The sequence below is a fragment of the Pantoea sp. LMR881 genome, from assembly GCF_027157825.1.
Lineage (GTDB): Bacteria > Pseudomonadota > Gammaproteobacteria > Enterobacterales > Enterobacteriaceae > Pantoea > Pantoea haifensis.
Genome location: NZ_JAPVOK010000002.1, coordinates 3,031,639 through 3,054,991, shown reverse-complemented (window position 1 = coordinate 3,054,991; position 23,353 = coordinate 3,031,639). Strand labels below are relative to the sequence as shown.

General features: G+C 52.5%; 18 protein-coding genes and 5 pseudogenes. 7 read left to right on the top strand and 16 right to left on the bottom strand.

The annotated features are described in order from the left end of the window. Positions 1-229: 229 nt before the first annotated feature. From recC to rppH, 9 genes and pseudogenes are all read right to left on the bottom strand, one after another. Positions 230-3,604, bottom strand: a pseudogene (gene recC / locus O3W44_RS16215) (exodeoxyribonuclease V subunit gamma). A gap of 135 nt (positions 3,605-3,739) precedes the next feature. Continuing rightward, positions 3,740-4,024 carry a prepilin-type N-terminal cleavage/methylation domain-containing protein gene (locus O3W44_RS16210; protein WP_442954644.1) on the bottom strand — a complete coding sequence of 95 codons (285 nt, stop codon included), beginning with the start codon at positions 4,022-4,024 and terminating at the stop codon, positions 3,740-3,742. Position 4,025: 1 nt separating this feature from the next. Further along, the gene (locus O3W44_RS16205) at positions 4,026-4,430 is read right to left on the bottom strand and encodes a DUF2509 family protein (protein WP_269293856.1); all 405 of its coding nucleotides are present in this window, start codon (positions 4,428-4,430) and stop codon (positions 4,026-4,028) included. Next, entirely contained in the window at positions 4,427-4,954 is a 528-nt protein-coding gene (locus O3W44_RS16200) for a prepilin peptidase-dependent protein (protein WP_269294462.1), read from the bottom strand. Before O3W44_RS16200 ends, O3W44_RS16205 begins: the two co-directional genes overlap by 4 nt. Then, a complete protein-coding gene (locus tag O3W44_RS16195) occupies positions 4,951-5,421 on the bottom strand; it encodes a prepilin-type N-terminal cleavage/methylation domain-containing protein (RefSeq protein ID WP_269294461.1) in 471 nt (156 codons plus the stop codon). The genes O3W44_RS16200 and O3W44_RS16195 overlap by 4 nt, the downstream gene beginning before the upstream one ends. Before the next feature lie 199 nt (positions 5,422-5,620). Further along, positions 5,621-6,414 (bottom strand): annotated as a pseudogene (gene thyA, locus O3W44_RS16190) (thymidylate synthase). Next, complete coding sequence (gene lgt / locus O3W44_RS16185; protein ID WP_269294460.1) at positions 6,411-7,292, bottom strand: prolipoprotein diacylglyceryl transferase; 882 nt, start codon at positions 7,290-7,292, stop codon at positions 6,411-6,413. Before lgt ends, thyA begins: the two are co-directional and overlap by 4 nt. Positions 7,293-7,411: 119 nt before the next feature. Further along, positions 7,412-9,657, bottom strand: a pseudogene (gene ptsP, locus O3W44_RS16180) (phosphoenolpyruvate--protein phosphotransferase). 12 nt (positions 9,658-9,669) lie between these two features. Continuing rightward, on the bottom strand, positions 9,670-10,197 hold the full coding sequence (rppH, locus tag O3W44_RS16175) for an RNA pyrophosphohydrolase (RefSeq protein WP_269293855.1): 528 nt from the start codon (positions 10,195-10,197) through the stop codon (positions 9,670-9,672). A gap of 683 nt (positions 10,198-10,880) precedes the next feature. Between rppH and mutH the strand changes: the two genes are divergently transcribed. The 4 genes and pseudogenes from mutH (at position 10,881) to O3W44_RS16155 (ending at position 13,880) form a co-directional block, all read left to right on the top strand. Continuing rightward, entirely contained in the window at positions 10,881-11,558 is a 678-nt protein-coding gene (mutH, locus tag O3W44_RS16170) for a DNA mismatch repair endonuclease MutH (RefSeq protein ID WP_269293854.1), read from the top strand. 97 nt (positions 11,559-11,655) lie between these two features. Then, complete coding sequence (locus O3W44_RS16165) at positions 11,656-12,369, top strand: TerC family protein (protein WP_269293853.1); 714 nt, start codon at positions 11,656-11,658, stop codon at positions 12,367-12,369. A 114-nt stretch (positions 12,370-12,483) separates the two neighbouring features. Beyond that, entirely contained in the window at positions 12,484-12,702 is a 219-nt protein-coding gene (locus tag O3W44_RS16160) for a YgdI/YgdR family lipoprotein (RefSeq protein WP_269293852.1), read from the top strand. A 138-nt stretch (positions 12,703-12,840) separates the two neighbouring features. Then, a pseudogene (locus O3W44_RS16155) lies at positions 12,841-13,880 on the top strand (NADP(H)-dependent aldo-keto reductase). Positions 13,881-13,923: 43 nt separating this feature from the next. On the opposite strand, the gene O3W44_RS16150 reads toward O3W44_RS16155, so the two are convergent. The 5 genes from O3W44_RS16150 to O3W44_RS16130 all read right to left on the bottom strand — a co-directional run bounded on the left by O3W44_RS16150 (position 13,924) and on the right by O3W44_RS16130 (position 18,348). Next, positions 13,924-14,373 (bottom strand): GNAT family N-acetyltransferase, encoded by a 450-nt coding sequence (locus O3W44_RS16150; RefSeq protein WP_269294459.1) that lies wholly within the window; start codon positions 14,371-14,373, stop codon positions 13,924-13,926. Then, a complete protein-coding gene (locus tag O3W44_RS16145; protein WP_269293851.1) occupies positions 14,373-15,146 on the bottom strand; it encodes an FCD domain-containing protein in 774 nt (257 codons plus the stop codon). Before O3W44_RS16145 ends, O3W44_RS16150 begins: the two co-directional genes overlap by 1 nt. Before the next feature lie 95 nt (positions 15,147-15,241). Beyond that, positions 15,242-15,559, bottom strand: coding sequence for a PTS sugar transporter subunit IIB (locus O3W44_RS16140; protein WP_269293850.1), 318 nt, complete (start codon positions 15,557-15,559; stop codon positions 15,242-15,244). A 15-nt stretch (positions 15,560-15,574) separates the two neighbouring features. Continuing rightward, positions 15,575-17,002: a glycoside hydrolase family 1 protein gene (locus O3W44_RS16135; RefSeq protein ID WP_269293849.1), complete on the bottom strand. Its 1,428-nt coding sequence runs from the start codon at positions 17,000-17,002 to the stop codon at positions 15,575-15,577. A gap of 11 nt (positions 17,003-17,013) precedes the next feature. Then, a complete protein-coding gene (locus O3W44_RS16130) occupies positions 17,014-18,348 on the bottom strand; it encodes a PTS sugar transporter subunit IIC (RefSeq protein WP_269293848.1) in 1,335 nt (444 codons plus the stop codon). Between the two features lie 175 nt (positions 18,349-18,523). Between O3W44_RS16130 and O3W44_RS16125 the strand changes: the two genes are divergently transcribed. Further along, on the top strand, positions 18,524-18,832 hold the full coding sequence (locus O3W44_RS16125) for a PTS lactose/cellobiose transporter subunit IIA (protein ID WP_269293847.1): 309 nt from the start codon (positions 18,524-18,526) through the stop codon (positions 18,830-18,832). 28 nt (positions 18,833-18,860) lie between these two features. On the opposite strand, the gene lysA is transcribed toward O3W44_RS16125, so the two are convergent. Then, positions 18,861-20,117 carry a diaminopimelate decarboxylase gene (gene lysA, locus O3W44_RS16120; protein WP_269293846.1) on the bottom strand — a complete coding sequence of 419 codons (1,257 nt, stop codon included), beginning with the start codon at positions 20,115-20,117 and terminating at the stop codon, positions 18,861-18,863. 101 nt (positions 20,118-20,218) lie between these two features. On the opposite strand from lysA, the gene O3W44_RS16115 reads away from it, so the two are divergent. Then, on the top strand, positions 20,219-21,139 hold the full coding sequence (locus O3W44_RS16115) for a LysR family transcriptional regulator (RefSeq protein ID WP_269293845.1): 921 nt from the start codon (positions 20,219-20,221) through the stop codon (positions 21,137-21,139). On the opposite strand, the pseudogene O3W44_RS16110 reads toward O3W44_RS16115, so the two are convergent. Next, positions 21,136-22,298, bottom strand: a pseudogene (locus tag O3W44_RS16110) (MFS transporter). The gene O3W44_RS16115 and the pseudogene O3W44_RS16110 overlap by 4 nt on opposite strands. Before the next feature lie 370 nt (positions 22,299-22,668). Here O3W44_RS16110 and O3W44_RS16105 point away from each other — a divergent pair. After that, positions 22,669-23,295, top strand: a complete 627-nt coding sequence (locus O3W44_RS16105) for a serine protease (RefSeq protein WP_269293844.1) — start codon at positions 22,669-22,671, stop codon at positions 23,293-23,295. Positions 23,296-23,353: the final 58 nt, after the last annotated feature.

Here is a 23,353-nt window from a genome sequence, read left to right as displayed (position 1 = left end):
CCTCACTTTACCCAAGAAGCTGCGGTGACTTCCACGCACAGCTGAAAGTACAGCAAACTGTCTCTACTCTTGTTTTATCTGCTCTGTTCAAGCGCAGGTACGTTGGCTTGTTTCGTCGCCCTTCCTGGGCCTCGCCCGCAAGGTTTACCTGCGGGCCAGTGATTGCCATCTTCCTGCCACTTGAATCAGAGAGGATGTATGCCATTAAGCGCACGCACTTTTTGGCTTGCTATTCATCATCCTGATGCGCCTGCAACACTGGCAAATACCATTGTGTTGCGGCCTCAGTTATTTGCTGCAGCTGTGTCTCGTCCAGGACACGGCACAGGCGTTGCAAATAGGGATCGCCGCCTTCTCCGTCTACCTGATAACCTCCTGTCCAGGCCTGCAAAAGACGATTACGCGCCTTAAGCTGAGTGCTGTCATCGCTAAGTAATTGCTGGCTTTTTTTGTCGTAACTCGCTTCCAGCCAGGCGCCGCCACTTTTATTAAGCAGCATCAACGGTTTGCTCATGCCAAGGCGAAAACCGTCGATATATTGCGCTAACGCAGCTTCTGCGGTGTCGGACGCTACGGGGGAAACGCCAGCAGCTTTGCTGTCGTCCATACATTCGGCTGGTGCCCGTGCCGCCTGAGGCGCAATAGATTAAATGCTCCAGCCATAGCAACAAGCCATCGCTCATATTGAGCACACCGGGACGCCAACGCAATAAGCCATCGTTTTGTACCTGTGCCAGCCAGCCGGTTAATGTCACTTCACCTGATTGCAGATTAATTTCCCAGCTTTCACCCTCACTACGCTGCGAAACCACTTCTGCGGCGACTTCCTGCATCTCTTCACGCTGCGCCTGCCAGAACAGTTCACCAAACGCACCGTAAGGCAGATTCCCTGCGGCGCGATGATGTGCATAAAGTCGCTGAGTATCTTCTCCCTCAACCAGCGCGTTCAACAGCTCCGCATTGATTTGATAGCGTTCCAGGCTGTCGAGCGCGAACGGCTCCGTATCGGGCAGTTCGCTCTCCTCCAGCCAAAAATTCACGCCTAATCGCTGGTGGAACCAGGCCCGCACCGGATGACGCCAGAAGCGTAAAAATTGCTCCAGTGTCAGGGTTTCAAAAACCGGCACCGCTAACGGCTGAACAAAATCGGGCTGTGGCTGACCAGCCCCCAGGGCGGCTGGCAACCATTCGCGCGCGAAGCTGTGGTAGCGTGAATCTGGCTGGAAGTTTTCTGCCGCAAAAGGCATACGGCTGTGCAGATGTTCAAGGTGGGCGCGAACATGTTCGGCGCTCTCATCCAGCTCGCACTCTTCATCTCCTGCGAGATAAAAACTTTGACCGATATATTCCAGCAGTTCTGTGACCAGCACGGAGGGATAGCGTTCCGTATTATCCTGAATCGCGCGACCAATATAACTGACGTAGAGCTGCTGTTGCGCAGAAATTAACGCCTCCAGAAACAGATAACGATCGTCATCGCGGCGGCTACGATCGCCTTTGCGTGACTGCTGCTGCATCAGGTCGAACCCCAGCGGCGCTAACGTTCGTGGGTAAACGCCATCATTCATGCCTAACAAACAGACAATCTTGAATGGAATAGAGCGCATCGGCATCAGAGTACAGAAATTAACCGGCCCGGCCAGGAAGCGTTGGCTGATACGCTGTTGATCAAGGCGACCACGTAAATCGTCCCGCAGCAGCGTAACCGGGATCGCCTCATCGAAGCGCGCATCCATGCCATATTCAATGAGTTCCTTCCACTGCTCTTCCACTAACAGTAGCGCCGCTTCTGCTTCTGCATCAGCACTGAAAAAGGCGTTAATTAATTCCCGGCACAGCGGTAACCACGCCTCAAGCACGCGCGGCTGCGCCAGTATTTCGCGCCAGTGATTCAGTCTTGCCAACAGTTCAGCCAGATGTCCCGCCAGCTCGCCTACCAGCCCACTGGATTCGTCATAGGGCAAAATTCCTTCCCAGTCACCGTTGTGGCTTTCCATGGCGTAACCCAGCAGCATGCGCTGCAGACCAAAACGCCAGGTATGCTGACCGGTAATCGGCAGCGACAACGCTTCGACGCTGGCATCGTCCAGTCCCCAGCGTACACCCGATTCACTCACCCAACGGCGCAGTAAGCGCAAGCCACTTTCATCAATTGAAAAGTGATTTGCCAGCGCCGGAACGTCCAGTAGTGCCAGCACGTCTTCAGAGACAAAGCGGCTGTCTGGCAGCGCCAGCAAATGAAGAAAAGCAACAATGGCCGGATGTGCCTGACTGGCGCGGCGGTCAGAAATCGCGAACGGTAAATAACGTTCCGTTGGCGCATTGGCAAACACCGCCTGAATAAACGGTGCATAGCTGTCGATATCCGCCACCATGACAATGATATCGCGCGGTTTAAGCTCAGGGTCCGCCTCCATTAGCGCCAGGAGGTGATCTTGCAGCACTTCGACTTCACGCTGTGCGCTATGGCAAACCTGAATTGATATGGAGTGATCTTGCGGATCGAGACAACGCTTGTTGCCGCTATAAGCCAACTCTTCGGCACTGAGTCCAATGATTGCTTTGTCTTGCAGATTAAGAAGATCCTGCTGCATGCAGTGCAGAAGATTGTCATCGTCAACCTCAACGAACGCATCAATGTCGTCGTTGGATTCCATCTGGCTGAGCAGGAAAAGGTTATCACGCCCCAGCTTGCCCCAGGAAGCCAGCAGAGGATTAGTGAGCTGCTGCTCGCCCGATTCATTAAACAGGGCTGGCGCCTGCGCGCTGTCACGGAATAATCCTCGCGCCTCGTCGGCATCATGACGACGACGCTGACGGCTTTGCAATTTAGCCAGAAACGCATAATCCTGAATGTCGCCCCAGTAATCGCGGCAAGGATTAGTGAATAGCAGGTGAATATCAATATGCTGGCTCAGCGCCTGAAGCGCCTGCAAATAAACGGGCGGCAAGGCAGCAATGCCGCAAATAAACACGCGCTTCGGCAAGTTTGCTGGGGAGTTTGCGCATTATCCAGCGTCTGAATAAAACGAGCATAAAGGTTAGCACGGTGCCATTTTGGCTGACCAAGGGCTTCAGTGTAATCGACCAGGTCACGCCATAATGCGGCTTGCCACTGATGCGCTTCGCCCAGTCCATCAACACTTTCGCCCCGCTCCCATTTATTCAACCAGTCGGCGCGATAGACAAGATATTGATCAAACAGATCGGCAATACGTGAACTTAACTGGAACAGCTTACGCTTGTCGGCATCATCGCTGAGATAGTGGCGAAGAGAGATAAATTCGTCATGCTCCAGCAGTATTGGCAAACGACGCATCAGTTTCCAGCTCATACTGGCTTTACTGAATGCGCTTTCAACCGGAATATCTGGCAGCACCAGTACGAACATTTCCCAGATAAAGCTGGCAGGTAGCGGAAACTCAATATTGGCGGCAATGCCGAAGGTGTTTGCCAGTTCCATTTGCAACCATTGCGCCATGCCTGGGCTTTGTACCAGTATCATTTCTGACGCAAACGGATCCTCAAGAGGGTCATGTTTTATCACCGCAGCTGCCAAAATCTTAAGCACATCAAGCTGATTCGAGTGATAAACGTGAAACATGAAAACTCCTGTGATGAAACGAAACAGCACTGCGGTCGTGACTGCTGCTGAAGCTGAACAATTCTGGCCCGGTAACTTTACCGCGTATCGCTAATGAAGCCCATAAAAAGGGACAATTCGCCTGTTTTGATCACGTTAACAGCGTAATCGCGATAAGGTAGCGGTACGTTGATATGGCCCTACAACCTCGGCACTTTCTAACGTACAGTTGCCGGGACCGGTGCGTCGCTGTAATCCGCTTTGCCAGCCTGCAACGTCGTGCCCGATTAAACGCTGCTCCGCCATTCGCCAGGCTTCGCGCTGTTGCCACTGCTGGTTAAAGCCGTGAGTGAGCATGCGATGATACTGCATCAGGGCGCTGCTGCTTAATGCCATTAACAGCATGGCGAACAACGCTTCTGGCAGGCTAAACCCGCGCACATTACAAACACTGTTCTGGTTTCGCCAGTGGGCAGTAATCAATCCAGCCGTGCGGTAACGCTTTAATACGTTGGCCCTGTGCTGATACCCAATGCCACACCGCCATCTCGCTACCGCTGGCCTCACCTTTAAGCAGAAGTTGTCCATCTTCACCTCGTTGTAAACAACTGCGCCAGCCTGCATGGCTATCCTGCTGACAAAAGGGGCGCTCGGCTCCAGGCCAGTGTAGTGTCATGCCCCATTGCAGCGCAGACTGCGCACGCCAGAAATGCTGAATAAAGTGCTGCTCATCAGCGACCAGCAACATTCCCTGGCTTAACATCTTTCGACTGGCATGCAGTGTGAGACTTCCCATCAGCAATATCATCAGCACCATACCTAATGCACTATTGCCACGTTCCTTCACAGGTTTTCGCCCTCAACCCAGCTTTCCAGAGTTTCAAGCCAGGGACCGGCTTGTCCTTGTATCAGTAATTTAATCAGCGCCCCTTCCCTCACGACATTGAACGCCGCTATTTTAAGGAACGCAGGGTCGGAGAGCCGTTCCCAGCCCTTGCCGTCACAAGCCTCTACGCCGCGCTGCATTTCCAGCTGATTTTGACGCAGGCGGTAGCCGTAGTAATCACTTTCGCTATGCGTGACCGCTTCCCACTTTCCATTGCTGTTTTCATCCCAACGTACCAGCAGACAATTTTCAGAAAGCCTGAGGCTTTCGCTACCACATGTGCCGTTGCAGTAACCTGCGCGGCGCACTGCTTTTTCCAGCGTCAACATGATCTGCAATAACTCTTGTCGAAGCTGTACCTGTTGGTGCAGCTTAAGATTTTCACTTAACAGCAGCGGGAGAAACCGCCCGGCACTGATCATCATGACGGCACTAATGACCATCGCGATTAACATTTCCAGCAGGCTGAATCCCGCCGCTTTCATCTGCATCCCTCTTTTTCTGGCTGGCATATGCGAATACGTGCACGGGCGGAGATAATGATGCTGAGCCGTCCCGCTTCGTTACCCAGCTCAATGCTGCCCGCTTTCGCGACATTACGACGACCATAAAAGCCTGGCTCGCCACGCAAACCGAATAGCCTGACGCTCTCATGAGGCGCAACAAATTGCAGCTGTTGACCCAAACCGCAATCCCGATCGGGCTGAATACCGCTTCCGATGCACCAGGGCTGACGGACGCGCGCCCACAGCGCCCGATCCTGATTTTGCCGGTTCGCCTGCGCCCGTAAGCGCAACAAAAAGCTTTGAAGCTGCTGTGCAGTGTCATGCAATTGCTGACGCTGCTGCCAGCGTTGCCAACCCTGCAACGTTCCAGCACAGAGGATGCCGACAATGACCATCACGAACAGCAGTTCTGGCAAGGTATAACCAGAGGTAGGGTGCGTTTTCATGGCGGCAGCATGCCCGACATTCTCTGTCCAGCCAATCATGTTAGCTGCACTCTGGAAAATGCCTCGCACTACTTTTTCGCATGGTGTTTCTGACGACATGGGATTGCGGGATAGCCCGCAAAATGAAAAGGGTAAACGACGAACAAAAAGCCCCGGCGTGCTCAACACGGCCGGGGCTCAAGGCTTTTCACATCAAAAGTTAAACGGCAACCGGTGCTTTGATTGCCGGGTGTGGATCGTAACCTTCAATTTCAAAGTCATCAAACTGATAGTCAAACAGCGAGGCTGGTTTACGCTTGATTACCAGCTTCGGCAGCGGACGCGGCTCACGCGTCAGTTGCAGGCGTGCCTGTTCCAGATGATTGCTGTAGAGGTGCGTATCGCCGCCGGTCCAGACAAAATCGCCCACATCCAGATCGCATTGCTGCGCCACCATATGTACCAGCAGCGCATAGCTGGCAATGTTAAACGGCAGGCCAAGGAAAATATCGCAAGAGCGTTGATAAAGCTGACAAGAGAGTTTGCCATCCGCGACATAGAACTGGAAAAAGCGTGGCACGGCGCCAGCGCCATTTGATCCAGCTCACCCACGTTCCATGCCGAAACAATAATACGGCGTGAATCAGGGTCACTTTTCAGTTGCTCAATCACCCTGGCAATCTGATCAATTTCTTCCCCGCTGGCACTGCCCCAGCTACGCCACTGTTTACCGTAAACGGGTCCTAAATCACCGTTTTCATCTGCCCATTCGTCCCAAATCGATACCTTATTTTCTTTCAGGTAACCGATATTGGTCTCTCCTTGCAGGAACCACAGCAATTCATGAATGATGGAGCGCAAATGACATTTTTTAGTGGTCACCAGCGGAAAGCCTTCCTGCAAATTGAAGCGCATCTGGTGACCAAAAATTGAAAGCGTCCCGGTTCCGGTGCGGTCAGATTTTGGCGTGCCTTCGTTCAGCACGTGTTGCATCAGGTCCAGATACTGTTTCATTTTTCCTCACGAAATTGTTGCTGCGGACGACGACGATACGCCCAAATCATCATAATGATACCGGCCACGATCATCGGAACAGAGAGAATTTGTCCCATACTGATGCCACCTTCAAATAAGCCAAGCTGCGCATCCGGCTGGCGGAAAAATTCCACGATGATACGAAATGCGCCATAGCCAATCAGGAACAAACCTGAGACGCTGCCCATTGGGCGGGGCTTACGAATAAAAATATTCAGGATAATAAACAGTACCACGCCTTCAAGCAGCAGTTCATACAGCTGCGACGGGTGACGTGGCAGCACACCGTAGGTGTTCAGCAGCGCCTGATATTGCGGGTTAGTCGCTGCCAGCGCCACATCTTCACTACGTGAGCCGGGGAACAACATTGCGAACGGAAAGCCCGGATCAACACGCCCCCACAGCTCGCCATTAATGAAGTTGCCCAGACGCCCTGCGCCCAGACCAAATGGAATTAATGGGGCGATAAAATCAGAGACCTGGAAGAAGGTCCGTTTGGTACGACGCGCAAACCACAGCATCACAACAATCACACCAATCAGGCCACCGTGGAACGACATGCCGCCATCCCAGACTTTGAACAGATAAAGCGGATTTTCAAGAAACAGCGGCAGGTTATAAAACAGCACATAGCCGATACGACCACCGAGGAAAACGCCCAGGAAACCGGCATACAGCAGGTTTTCCACTTCCTCTTTTTTCCAGCCGCTGCCTGGCTTGTTAGCGCGACGTACCGCCAGCCACATAGCGAAAATAAAGCCCACCAGATACATCAAACCGTACCAGTGAAGCGAAACCGGTCCGATCGAGAAGATCACCGGATCGAATTGAGGAAATGCGATATAGCCGTTATTCATCATTCACCGTTCATTTTTCAGCCCTGAAAAAGCGGGCGACAGGCACATAAAGTAAAGGCTGCGCACTATAGCACAGCCGGTTTTGCGATTTGGCGCGGAAATGTAAATGAGGTTATCGGTCAGCGACCACCACGGATCAAGCCCCCTAATCCCCGCCGCTCCATAAACGCCGAAACCAGATGGCGCACTTCTGAGGCGGTATGCGCTTTCTGCCCTTGCTCACTCAGTTTCTGTACTTCTTCACGATCCGGTGGCGCAGCAGATACTTCACACGGGGCACGTTTTTACCGTTCATGCTGAGATGGTGATAGCCCATACCGACCAGCAACGCGACGCACATTGGATCGCCTGCCATTTCACCACACAGGCACAGTTCCAGATTCGCCAAACGGGCTTCCTGCGCAATCGCGTGCAGCGCGCGCAGCATCGCGGGATGCAACGGATCGTACAAATTGGCGACGCGGGTGTTGTTGCGATCAACTGCCAACAAATATTGCGTGAGATCGTTGGTGCCAACTGAGACAAAATCCACGCGCGACGCCAACAGCGAGATCATAAACAGCATGGAGGGGACTTCAATCATGATGCCAATACGCGGGCGCGGAATGCTGTAACCCAGCATCTCTTCTACTTCATGCCCGGCGCGCTCAATAAGGCGCTTAGCCTCATCGATCTCATCAATATGGCTGATCATCGGTAGCAGAATGCTCAGGTTGCCCGAAGCGGCATTTGCACGCAGCATCGCACGCACCTGTACCAGGAAGATCTCGGGCTGATCGAGCGTCAGCCGAATGCCACGCCAACCGAGGCAGGGATTTTCTTCACTGATCGGCATATAGGGCAATTGTTTATCTGCACCGACATCCAACGTGCGCAGCGTAACCGGCTTGTTGTTAAAGAGTTGCAGCATGCCCTGATATTGCGCAACCTGCTCTTCTTCAGACGGGAAACCGTTTTGCAGCATAAAGGGAATTTCAGTGCGATAGAGTCCAACCCCGTCCACCCAGTTGCCGAGGGCTTGTTCATGTTCCGGGCTTAATCCCGCGTTGAGCATCACCTGCACCCGCTCGCCGCTTTTGAGCTCACCGGGTTGATCGACCACGCCTTCAGCCATTTTACTCAGCGCGTTTTCTTCGCTGATCAGCCGTTGATATTCCTGGACCAGCACCGGTTCAGGATCAATCAACAACTCGCCGCGATAGCCATCAACAATCAATAACCGCTTATTGAGTAGATTCGGCTGAATATCCGCACCCATTACGGTGGGAATACCCATTGCGCGCGTCAAAATGGCGGCATGCGAGTTAGCCGCACCGTCACGTACCACTACGCCAGCAAGGCGTTCCTGCGGTAACTCTGCCAGAGTGGTCGCCGTCAGTTCATCGGCCACCAGCACAAAACGTTCCGGCCAGGCATTGGTGCCGACCAGCGTATCATCGAGGTGAAACAGCAGGCGCTGACCCAATACGCGAAGATCGCCTGCACGTTCGCGCAAATAGCTGTCAGTCAAACTGGCGAACTGCTCAGCAAACTTCTCTATAACCGTTTTGACCGCCCACTCAGCAACGGATCCACGCTCGATCTCAGCAAACAGATCTTTTTTCAGTCGCGCATCGGTCAACAGATGCGAGTAGAGATCAAAAATTGCAGCACTCTCTTTTTGCACGCTGGCGGCAAAACGTTTGCTGAAGCGACGGAATTCATTGGCGGCTTCGCTCATCGCCAGTGACAGGCGTTCACGCTCACGCTGCGTATCCAGCGTTGAGGCTGCCGAGACCTGATCAAGCAGCGGCTGAGTTTCATCCACCCAACCGGGTGCCACCGCGACGCCGGGCGCGGCAGCGATTGCCCGCACGCGTGTCTGACGATACTGACCAAATAGCTGGCTCAGCTGTGACTGCGAAGTGAGCGCCGCCATTTGCGTGGCAAGCGTCACCAGGAAAGACTCTTCGCTCTCGTCAAACTGGCGATGTTCACGCTGCTGTACCACCAGGACGCCAAGTAGCTGGCGACGACTGATAATCGGCACACCGAGGAAAGAGCGGTAACGCTCTTCTTTTACTGAAGGGATGTATTTAAAACTGGGATGGCTTTGTGCATCAGCAAGGTTGATGGGTTCAGCTAAGCGTCCAACCAACCCCACGATACCTTCGTCAAAAGCCAGTTTAACCGTGAGGCCACGCGGTTTTTTAAGTCCGCGCGTAGCCATCAGGTAATAGCAGCGACGATCGTGATCGGCGAGGTAAACGGAACACACTTCCGTTTCCATCGCCAAACAGATCTCATTGACCAAAATGTCGAGTGCTTCATTCAGACGCGGCGCACTCGCCACTTTTTCTACTATTTCACGCAACTGAGTGAGCATAAAGGGCGTGGCCTATCCTCTCTTACGTCGATGGGCAGGATTATTTCGCTGCCCTGCACTCTCCTGCACAGACATCACCACGCCAGCGAATTCCTTCATTACGCGGCGATAAACATCGCGCTTAAAGGAGACAACCTGACGCACCGGATACCAGAAGCTAACCCAGCGCCAGCCATCGAACTCTGGCGTACTGCTGTGCTGCACATTGATATCCGCGTCATTACAGAGTAACTGCAGAAGAAACCACTTTTGTTTCTGGCCGATACATACCGGCTTTGTGTCCCAACGCACCAAACGTTTTGGCAACTTGTAGCGCAACCAGTTACGGGTAGACGCAAGTATTCGAACATCTTTACGGTGTAACCCAACTTCTTCGAACAGTTCGCGATACATCGCCTGCTCTGCGGTTTCACCGGGATTGATGCCTCCCTGAGGAAATTGCCAGGAGTGCTGTCCAAAGCGCCTGGCCCATAACACTTGTCCTTGCCTGTTACAGATTACGATACCAACATTCGGGCGGTAGCCATCATCATCGATCACCGGACTACCTCAAAGCTAAATTTGAATAGGCTGATTGTTTCACACTCCTTACAGGCGGTAAACCACTGGATTAGCAGGGAGTAAACTGTACATACCGGGATAACTCACAGCGATAACCTAAGTTATAAACAATAATGCGTGAAAAAAACGATCTTATTCACTTTTTCTGTGGATAGCTTTGTGTAGAACGCGGGAGTTACGTGAATAACCCGCTAAGATGATTCTTATTAACTGCGCCATCTTAAAAACATTAATGATTGATATTTAAAGTAATATTTTATAGACCACCCTTTTCTATCGCTGCATTTACCCTAAAATTAAAGCCCTTATCTGTGGATTGGTCAAAGATCAATCGACCCGCTTTTTATCCACAATGAATAGGTTAAGCTTAGGGCAAAGTGGTCAAATTCTATTAACAAAAGCCACTGTCAAGGCTGTAAATCGAACCAGTAAGCTGTTTTGGCCGGGGTTATTCCCTTTTTCTGTGGATAACTGCCTTTAAGATCCTGTTTATTAATGGCAGTCAGGTGGGATAACCTTGTCGTTGTTTTAACCGCCTGAAATTTTCTTCGGAAAAAACTGACGATCTATCATGCTATTATGTTCAGCCAAATCGGCTTTTTCAGTGCCGTTAATCCTCTCGCTGTTAACTGCCTCTTTTTTAATCAATGTGAGTTGTCATAATGAATCACCTTCCCGGGCCACCTGAAGATGAAGCCACCCTGCTGGCACGGGCGCAAGCTCTGGCCGGTTTAACGCTGGAGACGCTGGCTGCAAAAGCAGGATTGCCCATGCCTGCTAACCTGAAGCGTGATAAGGGTTGGGTCGGAATGTTACTGGAATGGCATTTAGGGGCCAGCGCAGGAAGCAAAGCGGAGCAGGATTTTGTGCATCTTGGCATCGAGCTTAAGACCATTCCCGTTGATGCCTGTGGCAAACCATTAGAAACGACTTTCGTCTGTGTGGCTCCGCTCACCGGCAACAGTGGCGTGACCTGGCAGACCAGCCACGTTCGCCATAAGCTGGCCCGCGTGCTCTGGATCCCGGTCGAAGGCGAGCGCGACATTCCATTATGCGCGCGGCGTGTCGGCGCCCCGTTACTCTGGAGTCCCAGCCCGGAAGAGGATGAAATGCTACGCCAGGACTGGGAAGAGTTAATGGATATGATTGTATTGGGACAGGTTGAACGCATCACTGCCCGCCACGGCGCCTGGCTACAGATCCGTCCTAAAGCGGCAAACAGCAAGGCGCTGACGGAAGGCATTGGCGATCAGGGGCAGCCCATCATGACCTTGCCACGCGGTTTCTACCTAAAGAAAAGCTTTACCGGGCCGCTGCTGGCACGACATTTTTTGCTGTGATTTTTGTCGTCGAACAGTTTTTTGCATTTTTCTTCGTGTGGCTCAAAATGGTTGCGTATAATCGCCGTTTAATTTTCGTTTAGGATTGAATGTAAGCATGTTTGACTGGATTGCCGATCCCAATGCCTGGCTTGCACTGGGTACCCTGACCATTCTCGAAGTGGTTTTGGGCATTGATAACATTATTTTCCTGTCGTTGGTTGTGGCTAAGCTGCCTAAAAATCAGCAAGCCAGTGCCCGTCGCATCGGTTTAATGGGCGCCATGTTGATGCGCCTGGGCTTGCTGGCGTCGATCGCCTGGGTCGCAAAACTGACCAACCCGCTGTTCACCTTAATGGGTCACGCTTTCTCAGCACGCGACCTGATTTTACTTTTTGGTGGCCTGTTCCTGCTGTGGAAATCCAGTATGGAAATCCATGAAACCATCGAAGGGGAAGAAGGGGAGCATAAAACCAATGTGCACTCTTTCCTCGGCGCGATTGTGCAGATTATGATGCTCGACATTATTTTCAGCCTCGACTCGGTTATTACCGCTGTCGGCCTCTCCGATCATTTGTTCATTATGATGGCAGCGGTTGTGATTGCCGTGCTGATGATGATGTTTGCCGCACGCGCGATTGGCAATTTTGTTGAACGCCATCCATCGGTAAAAATGCTGGCGTTATCCTTCCTGATTCTGGTGGGTTTTACCCTGATTCTGGAGAGTTTTGCCGTTCATGTGCCAAAAGGTTACATTTATTTCGCCATGTTCTTCTCAATGGCAGTTGAATGCCTGAACCTGATGCGCGGCAAGAAAAAAATTACTCAGTAAAGTCAAGGGCGAGCCTGCTCGCCCGATGATTTTCGGATTGATGCGATTAACCCAGCCAGTAAAACGTTTTATTACTACACTTTTTGCAATTGAAGCGTGAGAGGAATGAGAGTGATGAAAGGGTTGGCTGGCGCAGTATTAGTCATGGTTGCTGCTGTAACGTTGAGCGGATGCAGTTCAGATTATGTTATGGCAACAAAAGATGGTCGAATGATCATGACCGAAGGTAAGCCTGCTATTGATAAAGAAACGGGCCTGGTGCAATACACCGATCAAGCCGGACATGAGATGCAGATCAACGGTGATGAAGTCTCAACTATCATTGAGCGTTAAGTGCGAAATTGTGTAGCCTGCCGCTGATTCCCTACTGGCAGGCGATTTCCCCGAGTTTTCCCCTTCCTTCCCCGCTGTTGCTCGCGCTATAGTCCTACAGGACATAACATTCCATTCCATAAGAAAAGGAAGCCGGCAATGCACTATCACCGTATCCCCCATAGCACGCTGGAAGTCAGTCAGTTGGGGCTGGGAACCATGACGTTTGGTGAGCAAAACAGCGAAGCCGACGCCCATGCCCAACTGGATTTGGCTGTCAGTTCCGGCATTAATTTAATTGATACTGCTGAAATGTACCCGGTGCCGCCGCGCCCGGAAACCCAGGGTTTAACTGAACGCTATATTGGCAGCTGGCTGCAAAAGCGCGGCAGCCGTGACAAGATTATTCTGGCCAGTAAGGTTGCCGGACCGTCGCGGGGTAACGATGCGTCGATTCGCCCAAACATGGCACTGGATCGTAAAAACATCCGCGAAGCTCTGGATGCCAGCCTTAAGCGCCTCAATACGGATTATCTCGATCTTTATCAGCTGCACTGGCCGCAGCGTCAGACCAACTTCTTCGGCAAACTCGGTTACCAGTACACCGAAAACGGCGTGCCAGTGACGCTGCTGGAAACGCTGGAAGCTCTGGCTGAACAGGTACGTGCCGGTAAGATCCGCTATATTGGCGTATCAAACGAAACCGCCTGGGGGTGATGCGCTATCTGCAACTGGCAGAAAAGCATGAGCTGCCGCGTATCGTCACTATTCAGAATCCTTACAGCCTGCTGAACCGCAGCTTTGAGGTGGGATTAGCCGAAATCAGCCAGCATGAAGGGGTGGAACTGTTAGCCTATTCCAGCCTGGCGTTTGGCACGCTGAGCGGCAAATATCTCAATGGCGCGAAACCGGCAGGCGCACGCAATACGCTGTTCAGCCGCTTCACCCGTTATAGCGGTGAGCAGTCAGAAAAAGCCGTCGCTGAATATGTTGAGTTAGCGAAAAAGCATCAGTTAGATCCGTCGCAAATGGCACTGGCTTATGTTCGTCAGCAGCCCTTTGTTGCCAGCACGCTGCTAGGCGCGACGACGTTAGAGCAGTTAAAAACCAATATCGACAGCTTTAACCTGACGCTGAATGCCGAGGTGTTAGAAGAGTTAGAGGCGATTCACCGCCGTTATACCTATCCTGCCCCATAAAGGGAGTGCCAGCCGCCGTTTTGCGGCTGGCAATTTACCCATTTCATAACAGGCGAGAATACAGGCGAACCGGTATGTCTGGATATTCCAGCGCCTCGCCCTGCGGCGTCCAGCCGAAGCGTTCATAATAACCAGTAAACGTTGACCATAACCACAGCTGTGGATAGCCACGCTGCTGCGCATAGTCGATGACGTGCCGCTGTAACGCTTCACTCACACCTTTGCCGCGCGCGTTTTCATCGACATAGAGGGCAGCCAGCCACGGGAAAAGATCCTGGCGACTGATCAGATCGCAACGCCAGAATCCCACTGTGCCCAGCAGCTTGCCCTGCTCTGTTGCGACAAAAGTCACCGGAAATTCAGCCTCTTTCAGGCTGCTGGCGATAATGCTGGCAAAAAAATCCCGGCTCTCTGCTGCGCCAAACGCACGCCATAACCACTCAGTCAGTTGTTCTGCATGCTGCGGCACAGCACTCAGCGGCAGGATCTCCATCACATCAGCTTCCCTTGAAAAATAGGCACGGATTCAAACAGAAAGCCGTCAAAATCTGGCGCATCGGCATCGGAGAGTTCCAGTAAGGTGTTTTTTACGTTTTCCAGATGCTGCCACATCGCCTGCCACGATCCCATGACGTCGCGACGGCGGAGTGCCGCCAGGATAGTTTGATGATCGCCCAGCCACTTCAGCCGATAGGCGCGCGTTTCAAATTGCGGACGCAACTGCTGCCACAGCGGGCTGCTGTCGTGGTGACGCCAGACGCTGGTAACCGTATCCAGTAACATTTGATTTTGACTGGCTCCCGCCAGCAGCAGATGGAACAGCTTGTCGTTATCCTGGCTGCTGTCATTGGCGGCAATAGCGCGCTGCTCCTGTTCCAGCGTGCGACGTAAGTTTTCGATATCGGCTTTGGTAGCCATTTTGGCTGCAAACGCCGCGATATTGCTCTCCAGCAACTGGCGCGCCTGCAGCATTTCAAACGGGCCAACATCGCTACGGAAAAAAGCCTCTTCCTCGTCATCGCTCGCCGTTGGAATACGCATCACATAAACACCCGAACTTTGGCGAATATCAACCGTGCCTTCCAGCTCCAGCATCAACAAGGCTTCACGCACAATCGTGCGGCTGACGCCCCAGGTTTCTGCCAACTGGCGTTCAGGCGGCAGGCGCGATCCTACCGGATAGGCACCCTCGATAATTTGCTGACGCAGATGCTGACCAATTTCCTGATACTGCTTTCTTTCTTGCGGCGCTACGGCTTTGTCCACGCTGTCACCCTTTGCAATCAATGCGCTGACGATACCGCCGCTTCCCTTGCGCAGCGGTATCCGCGAACCCTACGGCAAGGCTCGCAAACTAAGGCTCAGTGTATCAAAGCCAGCGCCTGATCGAGTACCTTTGCGCCATTCAGGGTGCCATAAGCAACAGAATCAATCACCGCAATCGGCAACTGGTAGCTGTCGGTGAGTTTTTTATTCTCCTCAAGCCTGAAGCGTACCTGCGGTCCCAGCAGCACCGCCACCACGTCATGCCCGTAGTTTTGCAGCTCTTCCCGCAGATTCTGTTCGGGGATAGCATAGATTTGAAACGCCATACCGCGCGCAGCCGCTTCTTTCTCCATGCGCGTTACCACCATTGAGGTTGACATGCCTGCCGCACAGGCTAATACGATACGTTTCATCGCTTATTCCTCTCTTTATTTAGGCTCATCATCAAGCGTCAGGGTAAGTTGCTGGCTGTCGCGTAACTGGCGAAACCAGTGCGCTGATTTTTTCATTCGCCGTTGGCGATTGTTTTCCAAATCAATTTCAATCAGGCCGTAGCGATTTTTGAACGCATTCATCGGCGAGACGTTATCCGTAAAGGCCCACAGCATATAACCCTGGCAGTTGATCCCGGCCTGGTTAGCAAGAATTGCCTGATGAAGATGTTCAGCGATAAACGCGATACGGTAATCATCCTGCACTTCGCCGTCGGCATTTTTAAACTGCGCTTCGTTCTCAATGCCCATGCCGCTTTCAGCCACGAACCAGGGCAGATTGCCGTACTCCTGCTGCATGCGCTGCGCCATATCCCAGATGATGCGCGGCTCAATTTCCCAACCGCGTGACCGGTTCATTCGACGGCCTGGCCGTTCAAAATGTTCGTAATAATACGCGGGATGAAAAGGCGTGTCGGGATGCCAGGCGTGCGAGGGCGCTTTCACCCGGTGTGGATAGTAAAGATTGAGCCCAACCTCATCGACAGTATTTGCAGCAATGATCGCCAGCTCGTCCTGTGTGACGTCCCACTTCACCTGATGCTTGTCCAGCAGCTGGATCAGCTCTGCCGGGTATTCACCTTTGATGGCCGGATCGAGAAAAACGCGGTTATAGAACAGGTCGTAGATCTTCGCCGCTTTGACATCATGCGTAGCCGGGGAGCGTGGATAAGTGACTTCGGGGTTAAGAATAGTGCCGATACTGCCGCTGTAACCCTGCTCCCGGAACAGCTTCACCACTTTTGCCGTCGCGAGGTTTTTATGGTGGTTCCACTGCATCCATTTATCGGTGTTCTGCTCACCGGGCCAGCGCAGCGCATCCAGATAAACGCGGGTTTGCACCACAATCGGTTCGTTAAACACAAACCAGCGTTTTACCTTAGCACCATAACGCCTGAATACCTGTTCAGCGTAACGGGTGAAGAGTTCAACCACATGCTTTGACTGCCAGCCGCCATACTGCTCCAGCAAGGTAGCTGGCAGTTCGTAATGCTCCAGACAAAGCATCAGTTCAATGCCCTGGCGCTGCATTTCGTCGATAAAGCGATCGTAGTAAGCCGCATACTCCTCATCGACCGTGGCGCGTTCATAATCGGTCAGGAAGCGCGCCCAGTTGATCGAGGTGCGGAAATGCGTCAGTCCGGCAGCCTTCATTAGCGCCACGTCTTCACGATAACGATTAATAAAATCAGTGGCAATTGCCGGACCATAGCCGTTGTGCCAGACAGCGCGATCCTGTTGATACCAGGCATCCAGATAAGAATCCTGGCCCGGCTTTTTGCCGCTCCAGCCCTCGGTTTGCCAGGCTGATGCCGCCGCGCCCAAAATAAACTCTTTTGGCAGATCAATAGACAGCGTGCTCATGTACTCTCCTGCTAGTTTTGCGCCAGTTCAGGCTGTAGATTTTTAGCTTCTGCCGCTTCCGCACGACGCGCCGCCACTTTCACGAACGGCAGATAGATCAGAATCGACACCAGAATGCAGATAATTTGCGTTACCACCGCCCCCATTGAACCGGCTGTTGACAGCCAGGCGTTGATAATCGGCGGCGTGGTCCAGGGCACCATCACCACGGCTTTTCCGGCGAACCCCATTACCGTGGCGAAGTAGCCAATCGATCCGGTAACCAGCGGCGTGATAATGAAAGGAATGGCAAGGATAGGGTTGAGCATGATCGGCATTCCAAAGATCACCGGCTCATTGATGTTAAAAATGCCAGGGCCAAACGACAGCTTGGCAATTTCACGCATCTCTTTTCGTTTAGTTGCCAGCATCACGGCAGTCAGCAGCCCAATAGTCAGGCCCGATCCGCCAATACTCATATAGACATCCCAAAACGGCATGGTGATGATATTCGGTACGTCTTTGCCCTGCTCAAAAGCGTTCATGTTGACCAGAATCGCGCCCAGTAGCAGCGGCTCCCGGATCGGTTTCACCATCTGGTTACCGTGAATGCCAATTACCCAAAACAGCTGCGCAACAAACATTAAAAGCAAAATGCCCCACAGGCTCTGTACCACCGATTCCAGCGGCTGTTGCACCACCTGGTATACCGCATCGTAGAGATACATGCCGGTTACGCGATGAAAGATGAAGCCAAAGGTAGCCACCAGCGTCACGGTAATAATTGACGGGATCAGCGCAGAAAAAGAGGCTGAGACATTCGGCGGTACGGTGTCAGGCATTTTGATTTTTAGCCGCTCAACCGTTTCCAGCCGGCAGTAGATTTCTACCGACAAAATGGCGATGAACATGCCAAGAAACAGGCTTTTGGTATCAGAGAACTGTTTCGCCAGCACGTCGGTGACCAGATGCATCTGCCCGTCAACCATCATTTGCAGCGTGGTAGGCGTGACGGAAATAAAGCAGATGATCGCCAGCAAGCCAGGAAACAGGGTTTTAATGCCGTTGATACGCCCGAGCTCAATACCAATCAAAAAAACCGCGCCGATATTTAAAAAGCTCAGCGTGGCGTAATTAATACTGGTCGTGATCGGTTTGAGATCAGCGAGAAACGACAGCGCGGCAAAGCTGGCAAGGCCATTTTTACTGTCGAGTACCATGTTAGAGATCAATACCGAGAAGGCCCCGACAATGATCACTGGCATTAACGTGATGAAAGAAGCTTTGATCGCCATGATGTAGCGATAGCTGTTAAAGCGCGTGGCAAAACTTCCCAGAGAATCGATAAGGCGGTCCTGTAGAGACATGCGGCAACCCTCAAAGGTTAAAGATAGCTGAGTATTTATCGCTGGCCTCCGTGCCATTGGCATACCAAAATGACGAATTAGCGTTCTTCTTTCTGTGATCAAACTCGCGGAAAGGAGTTTTGGTATTCCACTAAGATGATTAAACCAAATTTGGTATACCAATAGCGAGGCGGTTATGGATTTTGAACAAACCATGATGGAACTACTCATCAGTGCCGGTGAGGCGCGCTCTCAGGCAATGATGGCCATTCAGTTTGCACGTAAGCGAGAGTGGGCAGCAGCGGAACAGGCTTTGACCGCCTCCGGTGAAGCCGCCAAAGGCGCGCACCATATTCAGACGCAGCTGATCGGTGCCGATCAGGGGTGTGGGAAAGTGCCGGTGACACTGATCCTGGTGCATGCGCAGGATCATTTAATGAATGCGATGCTGTGTCGGGATCTGGCGGAAGAGCTGGTGATGTTGCGTAAAGAGCTTTTTGCCTGACGGGCGGCGTTGCGCCGCCCGCGTTAACTTAGCCTGTTTCCAGCGCCAGCAGTTCCTGAATGGTTTGCGCACGGCGTATTTCCCGTGGCTGACCATTCTCGAACAGCACTTCAGGGATCAGTGGACGGCTGTTGTAGTTAGAAGACATGGATGCGCCGTAAGCGCCTGCATCGTGGAATACCAGATAATCGCCGACCTGGGCAGCAGGCAGCGCACGGGTTTCTACCTTGCCGCCTTCCAGCTGGGTAAACACATCACCCGATTCGCACAGCGGTCCGGCAACCACGCTTTCAACGCTGTTCCGCTCATCAAACTGACGATTGTCACCTGCCATCAGCGAAATGTGATGATAGCTGCCATACATGGATGGACGCATTAAGTCGCTGAAACCGGCATCCACCAGCACAAAATGGCGACTACCCATCTGCTTAACCGCACGTACCTGTGAAACCAGCACGCCGGACTCAGCAACCAGGAAACGGCCAGGCTCAATCTCCAGCTTCACCGCATGGCCCAGATGGGCCGCAATGCGCTGACGCGCCGCATCCCATAAGCCGAAGTAGTGTGCGGTATCGATCGCTTCTTCGCCGTAACGGTAAGGAATCGACAGCCCGCCACCTGCTGAAATCGCTTCCAGATCCTGCCCAAACTCAACGACCTGATTAACCATCGCATCGCATACCTGTTGCAGGTGCCCATAATCCACACCTGAGCCGATATGCATGTGCAGGCCAACCAGACGCAGGCCATAACGCTGAATCGCCTCCAGCGCGAGCGGTAAATCGGCATGCCAGATGCCATGTTTACTGTTTTCACCGCCGGTATTGGTTTTTTGACTATGCCCGTGACCAAAGCCTGGATTGACACGCAGCCATACCGCATGGCCTGGCGAAACGTCGCCGAGTTGATGCAGCATATCCACCGATCCCGCATTGACCGGCACTTTGAGTTCAGTGATACGTGCCAGCGTTGCCGTATCGAAAACGTCAGCAGTGAAGACAATTTCATCGCTTCCTGCCTGATAACCCGCCACTAAAGCACGTTCGATTTCGCCCAGTGACACAGAGTCGACCTTTACGCCTGCGGAACGCATCAAACGCAGAATATGAATATTTGAGCAGGCTTTTTGAGCAAAACGCACCACGTCAAACGCATGCAGCTGGCCAATACGGGACAAAATAACCTGAGCATCATAAGCCCAAAACGGCCCGTTATACTGACGCGCCAGCGTCAGCAAATTCGCACGGGTTAAGGCAGTTTCGGTGTTATATAACGGACGTGGCATAGCAATTCTCCTGTGACTATTTGCCCATTAAGCCAGAATCGTGCCATGCAGAAAAATATCTGATTTAATAGCATCTATTCATATCTGATATGGCATAACTTGTGGCAAAAATTAACTGGCGGCAGATAGAAATTTTTCATGCAGTAATGACCAGCGGTAATCTGACGCAGGCCGCTACGCTGCTGAATACCTCGCAGCCAACGGTCAGTCGTGAGCTGGCCCGGCTGGAGCAGCAGCTTGGTTTGCAACTGTTTGCACGGGTACGCGGGCGTTTGCAAGCGACAGTGCAAGGCTTGCGCCTGTTCGAAGAGGTGCAACGATCATGGTACGGACTGGACCGCATTATGGACGCTGCAGAAGGGCTGCGGCAGTTTCGTCAGGGAGAACTTTCTGTGGCCTGCTTGCCGGTTTTTTCTCAATCGCTGTTACCGCCGCTGTGCCAGCCGTTCCTGCAACGCTATCCCGATGTCAGCTTGAATATTATTCCGCAAGAGTCGCCTCTGCTGGAAGAGTGGCTGTCGGCGCAGCGTTACGATTTGGGACTGACGGAAACGCAACATGCACCCGCGGGTACCGATCGGCTGGCACTGCTGACCTGTGATGAAGTATGCGTTCTGCCGCAATACCATCCGCTGTGTCAGCGTGAGATGCTCACACCGCAGGATTTTTCAGGTGAAAATTATGTCAGCCTGTCGCGTACCGACAGCTACCGGCAACTGCTTGATACCTTATTTCATGAACAGGGCGTAGAGCGGAGAATGGTGATGGAAACGCACAGCGCAGCCTCAGTGTGCGCAATGGTCAAAGCGGGCGTAGGCATTTCGGTGGTTAATCCGCTGACGGCACTCGATTATGCCGACAGCGGTGTGGTGATGCGTAAGTTCAGTGTCACGGTGCCATTTACCGTCAGCCTGGTAAAGCCGCGCCACCGCCCAGGATCGGCGCTGCTGGATGCCTTTGTTGACCACCTGCAACAGCAGGTGGCCGACTTTCCGGCACGCATTGCTGCGCGCTTAGCTTAAGCCTGAACCGGGGCTGCCGCGCCACCCGATTTACGGAAGGTAATGAGACAAATAATCAGGCCAACTGCCGCCAGCGCCGCTGCCGCAACCGGAACCGACGTTAACCCATAACCCTGATTGATCACTGCACCGCCAACCCAGGCACCGAGCGCATTACCGACGTTAAACGCTGAGATGTTCAGCGTTGACACCAGATTTGGCGCTTCTTTACCGTGGCGTACTACATTGATCTGCAAGCCTGGTACGGTGGCAAAGGTTGCCATCGCCCATAAAAACAGCGTAATTTCCGCCAGCCACAGCGCATGGCTGGTCCAGCTAAACAGCAGCGAAAACACGGCAATCAGTATGAAGCTGAGGATCAGACTAAACGACACTTTCCAGTCAGCCAGCTTGCCACCCAAAATGTTGCCAACGGTTAAGCCCGCGCCAATCAGGAATAGCGTCCAGCTGACGCCGCGATTGGTCATGCCTGTCACCTGTAACAACAGCGGCGCGATATAGCTAAACAGAGCAAACATCGCTGCCGCAAAAAATACCGTCATCAGCAACGACAACCACAATTTACCGTTCGCCAGCGCACTGACCTCACTGGCGAGGTGCACCGGTTTTTCATCTTTATTGGTCGGCAGGCTTACAATCAGCGCGATAAACGCCAGGATCCCGATAATGGCGACTCCCAAAAGGTGGCGCGCCAGCCAAAGAGTTGACCAAACCAGGTGCCCAACGGCACGCCCAGCACGTTAGCCAGCGTTAAACCGGTAAACATCAGCGCGACGGCTGAAGCCTGGCGACCGGGAGCGACCAGGCTGGCAGCCACTACCGAACCGATACCAAAAAATGCGCCATGGCACAGTGCTGTGACCACACGCGCTGTCATCAGCAGGTTATAGCTGTAAGCCAGTGCACAGAGTGCATTGCCGATGATAAAAATAACCATCAACAAGATTAAGGTGCGTTTACGCGGTAATTTCGCCGTCAGCAGAGCCATGATTGGCGCGCCGATTGCCACGCCCAGGGCATAGCCGCTGATTAGCCAGCCAGCCGACGGAATCGACACCTGTAAATCCCCTGCGACTTCCGGCAGTAATCCCATGATCACAAACTCAGTGGTTCCGATAGCGAACGCACTTAGCGCCAACGCCAGTAATGCAACAGGCATAACACACTCTCCCAATAAAATAGAAATGCAGGCGATCCGCGTAAGCATTTACGCGGTGCAATGGATGCTTATTAAAATTTGATCTGCGTCACAGCGCATATTTAATCATAGCCGTCTGTCGCCATACACCCCGCTGGCAGCAAGGGTAATTTGTTTGCAGAGCAATAATCCGTTCTCGCACGGCTTTACCCATTTTTAACATTTTACGATTAAGACAAATGCGTTCTGACGCGCTACGCTTGGTACAGGTTGTCGTCCCGCAGGCCAACGCTAATCTTTTTGTTGTTTATCAATCAATAAACTTCAGGCGTTGCCGATACCCCTTATGGATTGCCAGGTAATGTGAAGAGATCTGACATGGGGAAAGTGAATGCAACGGCTCATTGTGTTGATGGTATGGGTTTTAACCGGTTGTTCAGTCGGACACTATGAATACAGTAAAGAGGCGCAAAAACGTGTCGATATGACGGTTACGGGTATTCCTACCGTGCTGGGCTTAGGCACTCTCGGCACGACGATTCCTTTGACAGCGGACTACAGTCTGACCGCCGCCCATGTCGCAAAATTCTCACTGTATCGCGTTAAAGCCTGGCATCCCGAATGTGACCTGGCGGTGGTTTACCACAAGAACAGCGAAGTTAATTTGCCGCCAACGTTTCGCAACAGTCATATTGGCGATCGCGTTAATCTTTATGGGTACAGTTTTATTTCAGCTATGCCGGTCAGTTCCAGCGGTGAGAACCTGATTAATACCACGCTGGCCAACAGCTGGAATAAGGCCGCTTGTGTGGTGGTCGCGGCGAATGCTGGTGTGGTGAAAGGCATGTCGGGCGGCGCGGTTTATAACGCATCTGACGATACGCTGGCGGGGGTGATTGTAGGCTACAGCGACCGGATCAATGATAATAAAAGCGGTAAAACGCTTTATAAAAATGTGGCGCTGTATGTGCCCTATGCACGCTTTGAGTCGTGGCTGGCGCAGGCGGTGAAATCGTAGATAGTGCTCTGCATCCATAAGCTCAGCACGCTGAAAGTAAAAGAGCCGGGGAGATCCC

What these genes read in the sequence shown, in the direction of transcription:
- O3W44_RS16200 (WP_269294462.1), bottom strand. Translation starts at nt 4,954, where the DNA reads ATGAAAGCGGCGGGATTCAGCCTGCTGGAAATGTTAATCGCGATGGTC.
- O3W44_RS16130 (WP_269293848.1), bottom strand. Translation starts at nt 18,348, where the DNA reads ATGTCTCTACAGGACCGCCTTATCGATTCTCTGGGAAGTTTTGCCACG.
- O3W44_RS16165 (WP_269293853.1), top strand. Translation starts at nt 11,656, where the DNA reads ATGTTTGACTGGATTGCCGATCCCAATGCCTGGCTTGCACTGGGTACC.
- mutH (WP_269293854.1), top strand. Translation starts at nt 10,881, where the DNA reads ATGAATCACCTTCCCGGGCCACCTGAAGATGAAGCCACCCTGCTGGCA.
- O3W44_RS16160 (WP_269293852.1), top strand. Translation starts at nt 12,484, where the DNA reads ATGAAAGGGTTGGCTGGCGCAGTATTAGTCATGGTTGCTGCTGTAACG.
- lysA (WP_269293846.1), bottom strand. Translation starts at nt 20,117, where the DNA reads ATGCCACGTCCGTTATATAACACCGAAACTGCCTTAACCCGTGCGAAT.
- lgt (WP_269294460.1), bottom strand. Translation starts at nt 7,292, where the DNA reads ATGAATAACGGCTATATCGCATTTCCTCAATTCGATCCGGTGATCTTC.
- O3W44_RS16135 (WP_269293849.1), bottom strand. Translation starts at nt 17,002, where the DNA reads ATGAGCACGCTGTCTATTGATCTGCCAAAAGAGTTTATTTTGGGCGCG.
- O3W44_RS16105 (WP_269293844.1), top strand. Translation starts at nt 22,669, where the DNA reads ATGCAACGGCTCATTGTGTTGATGGTATGGGTTTTAACCGGTTGTTCA.
- O3W44_RS16140 (WP_269293850.1), bottom strand. Translation starts at nt 15,559, where the DNA reads ATGAAACGTATCGTATTAGCCTGTGCGGCAGGCATGTCAACCTCAATG.
- O3W44_RS16150 (WP_269294459.1), bottom strand. Translation starts at nt 14,373, where the DNA reads ATGGAGATCCTGCCGCTGAGTGCTGTGCCGCAGCATGCAGAACAACTG.
- O3W44_RS16125 (WP_269293847.1), top strand. Translation starts at nt 18,524, where the DNA reads ATGGATTTTGAACAAACCATGATGGAACTACTCATCAGTGCCGGTGAG.
- O3W44_RS16195 (WP_269294461.1), bottom strand. Translation starts at nt 5,421, where the DNA reads ATGAAAACGCACCCTACCTCTGGTTATACCTTGCCAGAACTGCTGTTC.